Annotated in this window: 10 protein-coding genes; 5 read left to right on the forward strand and 5 right to left on the reverse strand. The window is 38.6% G+C overall.

Annotated features, from left to right (window positions below):
* Position 1: 1 nt before the first annotated feature.
* Positions 2 to 730, reverse strand: a complete 729-nt coding sequence (gene ompR / locus ESZ39_RS00435) for a two-component system response regulator OmpR (RefSeq protein ID WP_146877824.1) — start codon at positions 728 to 730, stop codon at positions 2 to 4.
* A 686-nt stretch (positions 731 to 1,416) separates the two neighbouring features.
* Here ompR and ESZ39_RS00440 point away from each other — a divergent pair.
* Positions 1,417 to 1,779, forward strand: a complete 363-nt coding sequence (locus ESZ39_RS00440) for a hypothetical protein (protein ID WP_146877825.1) — start codon at positions 1,417 to 1,419, stop codon at positions 1,777 to 1,779.
* 32 nt (positions 1,780 to 1,811) lie between these two features.
* Here the strand turns inward: ESZ39_RS00440 and ESZ39_RS00445 are convergent, their stop codons facing one another.
* The gene (locus tag ESZ39_RS00445; RefSeq protein WP_146877826.1) at positions 1,812 to 2,306 is read right to left on the reverse strand and encodes a hypothetical protein; all 495 of its coding nucleotides are present in this window, start codon (positions 2,304 to 2,306) and stop codon (positions 1,812 to 1,814) included.
* Positions 2,307 to 2,420: 114 nt separating this feature from the next.
* On the opposite strand from ESZ39_RS00445, the gene ESZ39_RS00450 reads away from it, so the two are divergent.
* Complete coding sequence (locus ESZ39_RS00450; protein ID WP_223270181.1) at positions 2,421 to 2,948, forward strand: TlpA disulfide reductase family protein; 528 nt, start codon at positions 2,421 to 2,423, stop codon at positions 2,946 to 2,948.
* Positions 2,949 to 3,278: 330 nt separating this feature from the next.
* Here ESZ39_RS00450 and ESZ39_RS00455 read toward each other — a convergent pair whose 3' ends face one another.
* Positions 3,279 to 5,453, reverse strand: coding sequence for a TonB-dependent receptor family protein (locus ESZ39_RS00455; protein WP_146877827.1), 2,175 nt, complete (start codon positions 5,451 to 5,453; stop codon positions 3,279 to 3,281).
* Between the two features lie 206 nt (positions 5,454 to 5,659).
* On the reverse strand, positions 5,660 to 6,784 hold the full coding sequence (locus tag ESZ39_RS00460) for an MltA domain-containing protein (RefSeq protein WP_146877828.1): 1,125 nt from the start codon (positions 6,782 to 6,784) through the stop codon (positions 5,660 to 5,662).
* 304 nt (positions 6,785 to 7,088) lie between these two features.
* Between ESZ39_RS00460 and ESZ39_RS00465 the strand changes: the two genes are divergently transcribed.
* On the forward strand, positions 7,089 to 7,694 hold the full coding sequence (locus ESZ39_RS00465; RefSeq protein ID WP_146877829.1) for a cold shock and DUF1294 domain-containing protein: 606 nt from the start codon (positions 7,089 to 7,091) through the stop codon (positions 7,692 to 7,694).
* Positions 7,695 to 7,770: 76 nt separating this feature from the next.
* Here the strand turns inward: ESZ39_RS00465 and ESZ39_RS00470 are convergent, their stop codons facing one another.
* A complete protein-coding gene (locus ESZ39_RS00470) occupies positions 7,771 to 11,115 on the reverse strand; it encodes a DEAD/DEAH box helicase (RefSeq protein WP_146877830.1) in 3,345 nt (1,114 codons plus the stop codon).
* Between the two features lie 502 nt (positions 11,116 to 11,617).
* Here ESZ39_RS00470 and ESZ39_RS00475 point away from each other — a divergent pair.
* Together ESZ39_RS00475 and ESZ39_RS00480 are read left to right on the forward strand one after the other, a co-directional pair.
* Positions 11,618 to 12,892, forward strand: coding sequence for a S8 family serine peptidase (locus ESZ39_RS00475; RefSeq protein WP_146877831.1), 1,275 nt, complete (start codon positions 11,618 to 11,620; stop codon positions 12,890 to 12,892).
* 325 nt (positions 12,893 to 13,217) lie between these two features.
* Positions 13,218 to 14,555 (forward strand): DEAD/DEAH box helicase, encoded by a 1,338-nt coding sequence (locus ESZ39_RS00480; RefSeq protein WP_146877832.1) that lies wholly within the window; start codon positions 13,218 to 13,220, stop codon positions 14,553 to 14,555.
* The last annotated feature ends 182 nt before the right edge of the window (positions 14,556 to 14,737 follow it).

The raw sequence follows: 14,737 nt of genomic DNA on the forward strand, positions 1-14,737 counted from the left end.
TTTATCCAACCGACCTTCCTTCAGGAACAAATACATAACCTAAACCCCAAACCGTTTGAATATAACGTGGCTTTGCTGGGTCTTCTTCTAACATACGACGCAAGCGTGACACTTGTACATCAATACTGCGCTCTAAAGCAGAATAGTCTCTGCCACGCGCTAAGTTCATTAACTTATCACGTGATAGTGGCTCTCTAGGGTGGGTGATCAGTGCCTTTAATACCGCAAATTCTCCACTAGTCAATGGCATGTTAACATCACCTTTAACCATTTCACGAGTGGCGAGATTAAGCTTATAATCACCAAAGGCAATAACATTTTCTTCTTGTGAGGGGGCACCGGGAGCTTCTTGCACTCGACGGCGTAACACCGCTTTAATACGAGCTGATAATTCACGTGGGTTAAACGGTTTAGGCATATAATCATCAGCGCCAAGCTCCAAGCCAATAATACGATCTATTTCATCACCTTTGGCTGTTAACATAACAATTGGGATATCATTAGAGTTTTGGCGTAAGCGGCGACAAATAGATAAGCCATCTTCTCCTGGTAACATTAAGTCGAGTACTAATAGATGAAAATTTTCCCGCTCGAGTAATCTATCCATTTGCTCTGAGTTTGCCGCACTGCGAACAACAAACCCTTGTTCAACTAAGTACCGCTCTAGTAAGGCACGTAAACGCATATCATCATCAACTACCAAAATTTTCGGTGTTTCATATCCCATCATACTTGTTCCATTTTTATTTTTAATAAAGGTTAACTATAAATCAGCTTACTTGAAATATAAAAACCTGTTCCGTCTCAACTTTATCGTATCTATCACAAACGATGTTACAATAAAGCTTATTTAAAGTATATATTATGTAAATTTTATCATTTAAATTAATTATTGACCACAACGCTACCTAGTAAAACAAAGCAAATGACAGCTTAACTGATATGCCACACTGGCACTGATCAACCTAACTACAGGCGGCATGTCTTTAATTGAATGACTTATACCAATCCCATTAAGTTATTGCTCACTTGTACTAGTTAAAATAGCTCAAGGCTGTGTTGCTCTCAATCCCAATAGCCAGCTATTGCTCAATCGAGCGCCTTACCTTGAGTTATTTTTCCTGCGCACAACAAGATCACAAACTTAATGGAACTGGTATTACTTTGGCTAGTGATACCAATCTCACTAATTATCTGCTCATTTATACTGGTTAAAAATGAGCAGATAATTAATCAATTTGGTATTATTTATTTAATAGTTATCGCTGCATGGATGCAGCTTATTAAACAATGCAGTAGCATATTGTCATGAACAACTAGTTATTAAAATAAAGGCCTTGTATTTGGCTTTTTTTCCTGGGTGTAAAGTAGACCAGATAATTAGTGAAACTGGTCTTATTGTGGCAGAATATGCTAATGAGTATTTGGATCCATTTTCACAAAGTACCCCTACGTGTTTTACGCATCAGTAAAAGGCGCAATATTGTCCAGCTTAAGCGCAGTATGGTTAAGGTGAAAATAGCCTTAGCTCAAGAGAGAATAGAAACCAGAGCAATGCTCAGTATATACAAGCGCTACACTAAGCGTGAAGCAAGTGCCGAAGAAATGCGCATTGCCAACCAACAGTTTATTGATATTTTAAAGGGCCTTGGCATTGGTATTTTCGCTATTCTGCCCTTTGCTCCTATTACTATACCTCTAGTGATAAAAATTGGCCGTTGGGTTGGGGTCGAAATACTACCAAGCTCATTTGTTGATGGCAAAAAACCACCTCAGTAATCATGTTAAGCAATTTAGTATCAGTACCATCGCTAACGCAAATAGTGAATCGCTTGATCAGTAACACATTGGGTAAAGCTTTTTTGTCGTTCACTCCTTGAAAGCGTGGCAATAGTCTGTCTCACTAAAGCCATTTTTTGCTGCTTTTCTACTAAAGATAAGTGATTAAATTGCTCATGAAAACAGCCCTGCAAAGCATAATTTAATGCAATATTTGACTTAGGTGACTCACCAGCCAAACAAGTGATGAGTTGCTCCGCTAAAGTATTTTTATCCAATTGGGTAATTAAGGCTTTAATGGTTAAATTTTCACCTTTTTGCTTCTGCTGTTGGCAGCTATAAAGCATATCTGCCACCGCAACAATGGGAATGAGTGCCTGATGTTGAGCGCCAAAGCGTGCCTTTAACCATTGCTTCATCTCAAGTGATTGGCTCTGCGCAGCTTGTAGCGGCGTACTGACCAACATAGTCAGCAGGCTAGCAAAGAAAAAAGATGTCTTTTTCTGATTCAATATTTTGATGATCATAAGGTATTCCCTAGCTTGACTACTTCATTCGACTATTAAAAACCCAGCAATGTTGCCATTGATAAGTCTATTAAACAATAACGACACTTTGCTAATACCGCTTAACGTGGTTAAATGTCTAAAATATGTGTTAATAATGTTGACTATATCGTGAGACTAAAATTTAAAAACATGCTTCTTTTCATTATACTACTGACTTTTTCTAGCCCACTATGGGCTAGCGAAGAGATTAACCTAAGTACTAACCTAAGTGCTATTGAGTCACTAGATCAGCAACTTGACAACGCAAAAGGTAAGGTTGTCTATGTTGATTTTTGGGCCTCATGGTGTATTCCTTGCCGTAAATCATTCCCTTGGATGAATAACTTAAGCGCACAGTATCAAGCACAAGGCTTAGTCATCCTTAGTATTAACTTAGATCATAGTCGAGTATTAGCCGATGAATTTTTAGCGCAAATACCGGCTAACTTCCCAGTTATTTATGACCCTAAAGGCACCATTGCAAGAAAGTACCAATTAAAGGGCATGCCCAGCAGCTTCATTATTAACCGAGAAGGCCAAATCGTCAGCGCACACGTGGGCTTTAATCAAGAGAAAAAATTAGCTTATCAACAAGAAATTAACGCATTATTGCTGCAGTAAGTTAGTTAAATTTTTTATTGGCGCCTTAGCGAAAATCAATCCGTTTGGTCGCACTCAACAGATCATAACCTGCTATTTAATCTGGTTTATTTATAGCCGAGTACAAACTTAGCCTCAATCATCTAACCAAAGACAAAAGCCATTTATTAACAATAACTTATACCAATTTTATTAATTAAGTGATTACCTTTTTCCTCATAAAAAAAGCGCAGATAATTAATCAACTTGGTATTATGGCCAATGTTGACTCATTTTAACCAGTATCACCTGCTTTAACCAAACAAAAAAGCGAGCTCAGTGGCTCGCTTTTAAAACAAGGGTCGCAGTAACTTAAAAGCTATACTTGTAACCTAGCGTTAAACTGCGTGGTTTACCTGCCATAATCGAGCCATGTGTACGTGTCGCCATATATTGCTTATCAAGTAAATTATCAATATTTAAGGTAATCTCTTGATTATCAGCAAGATTATAATGAGCGGCCATGTCAACAACAGTACGGCTGTCAATTGACTCGCCTTCAGTAATTGCCCCTTGGCCTGAAGTAGTGCGCATTTCATCAACATAACGTACTAAAATATCACTACGCCATTGCTCGCCAACCAAACCAACACTAAGTTGCAACTGATTTTCTGGCACATAAGATAATTCGTCACCCGCGTTCACATTGCCCCAAGTGTCTAAACCTGATTGAAAAGAGTTTTGAAACTCTGTGCTGGTAAAGGTATAAGTTAAATCAACCGGAATACTTAATGCACCAGCAAAAAACTCATAACCGGTTTTAACTTCTAAACCAGAAACTTTTACTTCACCAGCATTATATTGGTTGCCAATATTTTCTTCATCACAACCTTGACTCGCAGTGCAGTTGCCGTGCATATTTTCATAATCAGAATAGAAAAATAAGGCTTCGCCGTTGAATGCTTGCTGGTTGTAACGAAAGCCCAGTTCATAGTTAATACTTTCTTCATTTTCTGCTTTATCATTGCCAGGTGCCGGCGGCGCAAAGCCTTTTTGTACGCCACCAATAATAATTAAATCATTGTTAATACGGTAAGTTACGGCTAAAGACGGTAACAACACCTCAACGTCATTGCTCAAATCTTTCTTTAAAGGTGCCTTTCTATCGATAACCCCTTTTGCCCAGCCTTTACGGGAAATAGTCATATCTTCGTAACGTAAACCGGCATTGATAATGAAATCACCCACGCTATATTCATCATGCACAAATAAAGCTATCGCCTCTGCTGAATCAATACGATTAGAATTCGTACCCTGGATACCAGCATTGATCAAGTTCATTTCATAGCTATTGTCGAGCGTATAGTTATCAACCCATTGAAAGCGGTCCATTTCATCTTCATGGTAACGGGCACCAAATTTAACTTGATGTGCGCCAAAGTCAGCATTTAATACCGTTTGAATGCCTTTTGATTGATAGGCACGATTGTTGGCTTTAACATCGACACTGATTTCTTCATCGCTAAAGGTACCATTATCGAACGCAGCAGCATCATTGATGGCACCGCTGCTTAAGCTCTTACCATTAACTTTACTGGTTTTATACCAGTTACGGCTAAACTCATTATAGTAAGCTGATGTGCCTAAATTAAAGCGATCAGACAACTGAATATGATGGTTAATTTGCAACTGTTTATGCTCAGTATCCATATTATCTAACTGTGATGCAGAATAGCGAGAATATGGATTGGTGTTAAAATCAGCGTCAGTTAAACCCATATAGGTTTCATCTGAATTTTCATCTGAATATTTTAATTTAAATTCTAATTCTTGATAATATTTTGCATCAGTATCACTGTTGATCATCATTTTTGCCATGATGTCATTTTTTACAAAGCCGGTATCATCACCCGTATGATTGACCGTTTTAAAACCATCCGCTTGATAACGAAATATTTCCACCACTGACGAAACATTTTTACCTGCACCACCAACATAGGCATGAGCTTTAGCAAAACCGTCTTGGCCAGCACTTAAATTAACTTGTCCTGCTAATGCTGCTTCAGGGATGGTACGAGAGAGCATGTTTATCACCCCGCCGGTAGTGCGTGGACCATACATTGCGCTTGATGTGCCTTTTAGCACTTCAATTTGTTGCATACGACCCGCGGTTGGAAAGTAGTACGCTGCAGGTGCTGAATACGGCGCAGGTGCAGCTAAAACACCATCTTCCATAATAGTCACTTTTTCACTACGGTTTTGGCCGGTACCGCGCATACCAATATTTGGACGTAAACCGTAACCATCTTCTTCTAAAACATAAACACCCGGCACTGATGTTAAGGTACGCATAATATCGGTAAAATCGAATTTCTCTAATTCTGCCTGAGAAATCATATGAGCACTGCCAGGTACATCATTAACTGATTGGTCATTACCAAAAATAGTTAAATGTTCCATATCATCATCGGCAACAGCAATATTTAAAATAGCACTAGCGACAGATAGCGCGAGCAACGCGGGTTGAAAAAGAGAAGAAATTTGCATGGATAAGCCTATAAAAGAAACAATTAGTTTGATTGCAGGCATTTAATCACATAGTTGAATGGGAATCAATATCATTTGTATTATTTATCATTCCTAATTAATATAAAGCATTTATTGGCGTTATATCAAATTCAAAGTTCTTAATATAATAATAACGGCGTCAAGCAAGCTTATAATTGTAAGTATAAATTAGCATTAGTGGGCTATTATGGCTTCATTAACATTAACCAGGCTTTAGCGTAATCAGGTAAGTGCTTATTGGCTTGATGATAATCTTGCCAACCATAATAACTATCAGTTAATAGATCGAGCTGAAAAAGATTATTATCAAAGGCGCCACCTTGATCAGCGAGCACACCTAAGCGTGATATTTTTTTATCCGCCTGCAGATAACTCACCATAAACAACTTACCTAAACCAAGCTCTGCCACATTACCAGCAAAAGAAACCTGTGGTTTCAGCGCTATTTTACTCTCAAGTGTTTTGCCATAACCCATAATGCTAGGTACCTCTGCAAAATACCAATAACGTGCTTGTTCACGTTTACCTATGGCATAGTCATAAGCAATACCATTATTACGATGAACATTAAAATAGCGTCGCACGCCATTAACATCAACCACACCGGTACCTTGTAATAACACATCATGTAAGGCTTCCTCAGTTAGCCAAATTAACGCCTTAGCTAATTTTTTTTCTGTTAAAGCGCCAGCAATAATGTCTTGGCGGGTATATTGGTGACGGGTAATTGTTAGGTCGTTATTGGCTTCGGTTAGTGTTAAAGCTAATTCATCATAAGGCAGCGCATAAAGTGCTTGATTATAGACTGAGGTTTTAACTGCGCTGGCGGTTAATAGTTTAGTGTAATATTTAGTTAGAAATATTTTTTCACTAGAAATGGCATTTAACATACTAGTTTTTCTGGCATGAGTGCTTTTTAGTGCAATTTTTTTTGCCGTAGCTACATCTGGCGTCCAACGATAAAAGTCAAAATTTGCGGTTAAAAAGCTTTCATCATGCAATCGACTATGGCGCTTTGCTCGCACATCTTCACGATAAGTTTGACAAATAAATGCTAGCGTTTTTTCTACCCTCACCAGCGTTACACTGTGATCGAATACTTTACCTGCGTGCACAGCAAACTTGTCCGCTGAAAATGTTGTTAAATAACGCTGCGTTGCTTTCGCGACATCACACAAAGCGCTAGCGTTAAAGTTGGTCATTTTGCCTAATTCAGGCACTTTATCGAGATTAAAAAAATTCAAGGGTGTTTGGGCAGCAGAGTGAAAAGTGACCAGAATAAAAAGTAAAAAAAATAAACTAAGGCGCATAAATAACCGTTATTAAAGAGAATATAGCACCATGGTATGACAATCATAAAAGCGACGCTAGCGTGCGAATTTAATAATTTTTGATAAAGTTTTATGTTGTAATTTTAACCACTAAAAAACTAAGCTACTGTCTGGCATTTTATTTAATGTTATGAGATAGTTACGACATAGCTATAATGAATACTGAATTACATACCCAATTGAAAATCTAATTGAAGACCAAGTTGAAGATCAAATTAGCCAATTCATTAGCCACCTTGGTATAACTCATCAGGAAGATGCAAAGTAGAAGGGAAACAACACAATGCGCTTTAAAGGGAAGTTAACAAAATGGCATGCTGATAAAGCTTTTGGCTTTATTGCCCCCAATGATGTTGTCAGTCAGGTCTTTATTCATCAATCTGCTTTTGCTAATAGCAATAGAATACCGCAAATTAGTGACATAATTACTTTTTCAATCACCAAAGATAAAGCGGGTCGATACTGCGCTTGTGATGCTACCTTCTTAGGTGAAAAATTTAAGAAAAAGCAGCCTAAAAAAATCAATCCATATCCTATTTATCTCTCGCTAATTTTTTTAGCCACCGTCATGATCACTTTTACTTTGGGCTATCTGCCACAAAAATTAATGTCTCTCTATATAGGTTTGAGTTTTTTAACTTTTCTCAGTTATGCGGTCGATAAATCAAAAGCACAACGTGGTGCATGGCGCATTCAAGAAAGCACTTTGCATATTCTTGCTTTAATAGGCGGTTGGCCAGGTGCAGCTCTTGCACAACAAATTATTCGGCATAAATCCTCAAAAAACACCTTCAAAAATGTTTTTTGGAGCACGGTAATAATTAATTTAGCGCTGTTATTCTGGCTATATTCGTCATCAGGTATGCAGTATCTTCAGTTATTAGCTTGAGCTATTTAAGCGAGGTGGTTGCTGTATTTTCGCGGCAAAATAATACCCATTAATTTAATGGGTATTATCTTTTAGGCTAGCTTAGCGGTGCAAGCAGTGAACTTAAAATATCATCGGTTAAACTCAATTTATTATCACTGACTTCTTCAGATAACAAGGCTTTTGCAAGCTCGGCTTTGTTTTGTTGTATTTTTTGAATTTTTTCTTCTATTGAATTTTCAATAATCAATTTATACACAAAAACTGGTTTGTCTTGGCCAATACGGTACGCTCTATCTGTGGCTTGGTTTTCTACCGCTGGGTTCCACCAAGGGTCAAAATGAATAACGGTATCGGCTGCAGTTAAGTTTAAGCCGACACCGCCCGCTCGTAAGCTAATTAAAAATACCGGCACTTCACCGCCTTGAAACTTATCAACGACCTCTTGCCTTTTGGTGGTTGAACCGGTTAATTTAACATAGCCAATATTCGCTTCAATCAACTCTGCCTCTATCAAAGCCAGCATACTGGTAAACTGTGAAAATATTAATATTCTACGGCCTTCGTCAATTTGCTCTGGCAGCGTTTCCATTAAATAATCAAGCTTAGCCGATTGGTTGACCTTTTTAGCACCATCAAGTGATAACAACTTAGGATGATTACATACCTGTCTTAGTTTTAATAATGCATCTAAAACTTCTATCTGACTACGTTTTAAGCCTTTATCGGCAATAATATCTTTTAAGCGACTGTCCATAGCCAAGCGTACTGACTCATAGAGCTCAGCTTGCTTACCTTCAATACGTAACTTTTGAATTATTTCAGTTTTTAGTGGTAACTCTGTGGCTATTTTGTCTTTAGTTCGGCGTAAAATAAACGGTTTAATACGCTGGTTTAATAGCTGCTTACGTTCATGATCACCATGTTTTTCTATTGGGGTTCTAAAAAGCTTGGTAAATTGTCTTTGTCCGCCTAAAAATCCTGGCAATAAAAAATTAAATTGCGCCCAAAACTCACCTAAATGATTTTCCATAGGCGTGCCCGTCAAGCATAGTTTATGCTGCGCCTTCAGTGTCATAAACGCTTGATATAATTTAGTTTTAGTGTTTTTTATATAATGCGCTTCATCAAGAATAAGGTAATAAAAGTGTTGGTCACAATAATGTTCTAAGTCTTTAATGATTAACGCATAGCTGGTAATGATAATATCAACTGGATTTTCACCGCCTTCACCCCGGTCAAAGCAATCAAAGTGCTGCTGACGTTTGCTACCATGTAATACTTGATATGAAAGTTGCGGGGTAAATTTTTCTATCTCATTTGCCCAGTTAAAAATTACGCTGGTGGGCGCTACAATTAATACCGGCTTATTAAGTCGACCTTGCTGTTTTTCAACCAGTAAGTGCGCTAAGGCTTGAATGGTTTTCCCTAAGCCCATATCGTCTGCCAAAATACCGTTTAATTGATACTCGCGTAAAAATTGTAACCAATTTAGTCCTTGATGCTGATAAGTTCTTAACGTGGCGTTTAAACCTGCGGGTACAGGCACGGTGGTAACTTGTTGAAAGTTTTTCAGTTTATCAGCCAATGATCTTAACTTACTGGTGCCTGTTGCTATCATGCCTTGGTCATCTAACATCGATAGTGTTTGATGTCCTTGAAAGCGTGATAACTCCATCGTGCCATCTTTATTTAAGGCATTGGGCATAAACAGTTCAATAAATTGTTTTAATATTGGCTGTACGCTTTGATAACGCAAGGCAACAAAGTCACCATTTTCTAAATCAACATAAATAGGTGAGTCAGGGGCAATAAGCTGTGTTTTTTCGCTACCCACTTTGTCGCCATCAGCTTTATCACGATCAAATAATACTGATTTAGGTAGCTGTTCAATGGCACCTAGTAAAATAGGAAACGCCGGCATTTTCTTACCATCAATGGTTAAGTTTAACCCTAATGAGAAAAAATCATGATCATCAGTTTCAATTACTTCAGCATCAAATATGCTATCGGTGGACAGTGCTTTATAATAAAAATTATCCGCAAAGCTAATATGCCAGCCTAAATCTTTAAGTACTTGTAATTCTTGATGTAAAAAGTGATGCCAAGTATAGCGCCCTTGCATTAGCATTGAAAACTTAGGCACTTTGTCTTTATTCAAATAGTCTTCATTGGTAAAAGTGTAACGCTTGGGCTTAGGCTGAGCGTTAAACTTTAACGTCGTCAGTTTATCAATAACTGTTTGTTCAAAAGATAAGTCTCGATAAAGCTTTACCTTACTAGCGCCGTCACTGTCCGTTAGGTTAACAGGTGAAACTGTGACACTGTCATTATGCGGATTAACTAAATTACCTTGATAAGAGAAATTAACCCGTACAAAACCTGACTGTGGATTAGCTTCTGCAGGCGTAGAGAAGTGCAAATGCACTTCAGGCTTAGTTAACTCTTGAGAGAATTCTGTTTTTGGTTTCGGCAAGCGCTGCACCGCATCACCTAATGACATTGACAGCTTACTCATTACCCAAGGTAGTTTGTCTTCTTCAAAAATAGGTGAATTGAGTAAGTCGGCTTCAAAATCACATTGAGTATTGGTATTAATTTCCCCAAAACAATTTTGCTCTTCATCGTAATAACACAACGGTTGTGCTTTGATAATAAGAATACTGCTTGATGGCTGCATAAAAACCAGCTGCAAGGTATGTAAATGGTTACCCAATGCTAGCCACTGCCATTGCGCTTCTAAAGGTTTGCCTAAGGTAATCGCGTCGTTCAAGTCATAATTTGTCTGCCAAAAGCAGCGATTAGTTTTTATAATACGGGCAAATAAATCAAAGTATTTAATGTTATCGCCATATTGATTGGTGCGAATAAGCTCGGTTAGCACCCCAACATCTTCGTTCGTCGCATAGGCACTATTAATTAACGAACTGGCAGAATATTCACTGCCAAGCGCATGACTCCAACCACCACTATTTTTTGGTCGAGCTGATTTAATCCCTAAGGTAAAATAATCATCGTCGTTGTAACTGTTGGGCTTTAAAAAGTACAATAACGACTTTTGTTGGCTGTTAGGTTGATATCTGCTTGGCTGGGCTTGAAAGCGGGTCAACCATTTATCCACTATTTTTTCAGATGAAGCGATACTATTGTGATCAAAGTGTTCATCAACAAAATACTGCGCTAAAGCGGCGCCATGTTTACAATCACGACCAATATAACAGTCACAATAACTAGCAATATCATCCTGTTTTTCTTCAAAAACTAACCGTGTTAAATACCCTACCTGGCGAGAGCGCTCGCTAAAAACTACGCCACGAATTGTGTCACCATCAAGAGCACAGGTTTTAATACCTTTAGCCTGAAAAATTCTCGTGCCTTTTTTCCATTCATTTTTGGTAAAGTGTTGTTCAAGTAACTCAGGTGTAAACGTGTTTTTAGCCATAAGGTTTTAATTATTAAGAACTCAAATAGATGGGTAAGTTGAAAAGTTAAGTCGTTATATCTTTTCAACAGGATAAAAGTATTAAGTACAGTAATAGAACTTTCAGGGTTTGCTACTGATTGCGGATTACTCATATTTCATACGAATAATACCACTGAGACTTAAAACCTTCAATGCAGCTTATGGTGCCCATGCTAATAAATTTTTTGGGCTAACAAGATTAATAACCTAGATATCACTTGCACTCGAGACAAACATCTTCAATAGCATCTTCTCTAAAAAGCTTTTTTTATTCAGTAAAACAGATATTTAGTTGTGATTTCATAAAATTCAACTGAAGCAATAGGGGATTATTATTATAAAAGATAGGGGTTTTCCCTGATGGCCTAACCGGTATCTAGACTCTACATTGTTAACAACATATTTTTATATCTTATAGAAATAAAAATTAACTGCTCAATCTTAGAGTAACTTAAGAAACTTAATGCTATGTGGAGCCAAAATGAAAAAAAAATTAATAAGTTTAATGATTTCCTCTTGTATTGCACTGCCTGCGGTTGCTGCAGAAGATGCCCTATTAAGTCATATCATTGTTAGCCTTAATGCTAACCAAATCGCTAGTGTCTCTGAGTTTATCAAGGATTACGCTATAACCAGCAAGTACACTTACAGTCATGTTTTTAAAGGTTTTTCTGCGACAGTTCCAACGGGCATGCTAGAACAACTAAATCAGGATCAACGCGTTTTAAGTGTTTCAGTAGATGGCAACGTACACGCAACCAAAAGCAATTCAAATCAAATAGCTGCCTGTAACGTTTTATTTGGTTGTCAAACAGATCAGCAGCAAAGCCCTTGGGGAGTGAGCCGAATTGGTGCTAATACCACTGAAAATACTGGTGCGGGTGTTCATGTCTATGTTATTGATACCGGTATAGATTCTGACCACGATGACTTAGCTAGCAATATATCAAATGGCTATAGTGTGGAAATGTGTCTCGGCTTAGACTGTGCAAATAGTTGGGATGATGACCAAGGCCATGGTACGCACGTTGCTGGCACTATTGGCGCGTTAGATAATAATTTAGATGTTATTGGCGTTGCACCAGCGGTGACTTTGCACGCAGTTAAAGTATTAAATGCGGCGGGCAGTGGTTCTAATTCAGGTGTTATTGCTGGCATTGACTGGGTAGCACAACAGGCTGCGTCTTTAGCTGTACCTGTAGTTGCTAACATGAGTTTAGGTGGTAGTGGAACTAAAACTGGCACTTGTACAAACAACGGTTTTGTTGGTAACGATAACTTTCATCGCGCTATCTGTAATGCTAAAAATCAAGGCGTAATTTTTGCTGTAGCAGCAGGAAATGATGGTGAAAATGCTGACCAAGCTACACCTGCAGCCTATGACGACGCAGTGATCACAGTAAGTGCAACCAATATAAATGATGATTGGGCCAGCTTTTCGAACTGGGGCAATGGAGCAGCAAACTGGACTAAGCACCAATCTGCGCCAGTGGCTATTGCAGCACCTGGAGTAAATATACTATCGACCAAAAGTGGTGGCGGAACAACAACCATGAGTGGTACCTCTATGGCAGCTCCTCACGTTGCTGGTGTTTTAGCACTTTATTTAGAAACCATCTCACTACACCCTGACGGGAGTGCTTTTGCTGAGACAAGAGATTGGTTACTTAACAATAGTGAGACTAATGCTAATTTAAGCAATTCAACGGGTGATGCACATCAGGAAGATTTCCTAAACGCTGAAATCCCACAATAAAAATGTAAATATACCATCGGCAAAAATTGACTCATGTTGAAGTGCCTTTGCTTTAAAAGCAAAATGTATCTTCAATTGACAGTAAATCAGTTTTATTGTGCCGATGGTTGCTATCCCTGGGTTTCTTAAAAGCGCATGTACTAAGACAAATCATTTTATCTTCCTTGACTCTATCGTCACAATGTCGAGTCAAACTCGCACTGTGCTTACCTTAAATAAAACTCAATAACATTACGCCACTCTTTAGATCAATTTCACTAACTTAACAGAGCAGAAATAGGCTAAAATAACAGGTTATTACCTTAGCTTTGGGCCCTTTATATTAATGACCTCTGTCACAACACCAGCCAACTTTACAGAACTTGGCCTTATTCCACCTTTGTTAGCCCGATTAACTGAGCTGGAATATCAACAGCCCACGCCCATTCAAGCGCAAGCTATTCCAAGTGTATTAGCCGGACGTGACTTAATTGCCGGGGCAAATACTGGCTCGGGTAAAACCGCCACCTTTGCCTTGCCGCTATTGCAAAAAATACAGCAACAGCAACTTGCTTTGCAATCGCACACTGAAAAATCATTAGCGGGTAATAGCAGCAAAGGTAACTATGTTATTGGCTTAATTTTGGTGCCTACCCGTGAACTTGCCAAGCAAGTGGCTGATAGCATTAAATCTTATGCTGTGCATTTTAACGGCAAAATTAAAACTGTGGCAGTTTTTGGTGGTGTCTCCGTTAATACTCAAATGCTGGCCTTACGTGGTGGCAGTGATATTTTAGTCGCAACACCAGGTCGCTTACTGGATTTAATTTCAAGTAATGCGATTAAGCTCGATAAGGTCAACACCTTAGTACTTGATGAAGCCGATAGAATGTTAAGCCTGGGCTTTACTGAAGAACTCTCTGCACTGTTAGCTTTATTGCCGAAGAAAAAGCAAACCTTATTGTTTTCAGCGACCTTCCCTGAGCAAGTCAAGGCATTAACCCAAGAACTGCTTAACAACCCAATTGAAATACAATTACAAAGTCGCGATGCCAGTACCTTGGTACAACGGGTTTTTACTGTTAACCAGGGCGAAAAAACAGCGGTGTTAGCGCATTTAATTCAGCAACAGCAATGGCGACAGGCGCTTATTTTCGTCAATGCCAAACACCACTGTGAACATTTAGCTGAGAAATTGGCTAAACGTGGCATTACCGCTGCTGTATTTCATGGCGATAAAGGCCAAGGCGAACGTAGTCGAGTGCTTGACGGTTTTAAAGCTGGCGAGATTGAAGTACTCATTGCCACTGATATTGCTGCCCGTGGTCTAGATATTGAAAAGCTGCCTGTGGTGATCAATTTTAATTTACCTAGAAGTCCATCAGACTATATGCACCGTATCGGCAGAAGTGGCCGTGCTGGCGAAGTAGGCTTAGCGATATCACTTATCGATCATGAAGATTATCATCACTTTAAGGTCATCGAAAAGAAGAATGAAATTCGCCTTGAACGTGAGCAAGTTGAGGGTTTTGAAGTTGATGAGGTGATCAATGAGCAACTGTTAGCCGAACTATTAGCTGAAAGTAAGCCCATGGCTGCGCCTGAAGGCAGCGGTAAGAAAAAACGCAAAAAGAAAGCCACAATCAATGCCGATATTTGGTCTGGGTATTCTGAAACTGAATAACTTAACCAGCATAAATCGTAACATCTCATTCAGCTAGTTTTTCTGAGTTGAAAGTTTAGCATGGCGAAGTGCTGATCAACATCAATGTGCTTTAGCTAAACTTAAAGACTGGTACTTAATGTATCAGCCTTTGGTGTTTATTAAATTTATGGAAAAGTTGAATAATATGACTATCAACTTTC

Origin of the sequence: Colwellia sp. C1TZA3 (genome assembly GCF_007954265.1) — a bacterium.
GTDB lineage: Bacteria > Pseudomonadota > Gammaproteobacteria > Enterobacterales > Alteromonadaceae > Cognaticolwellia.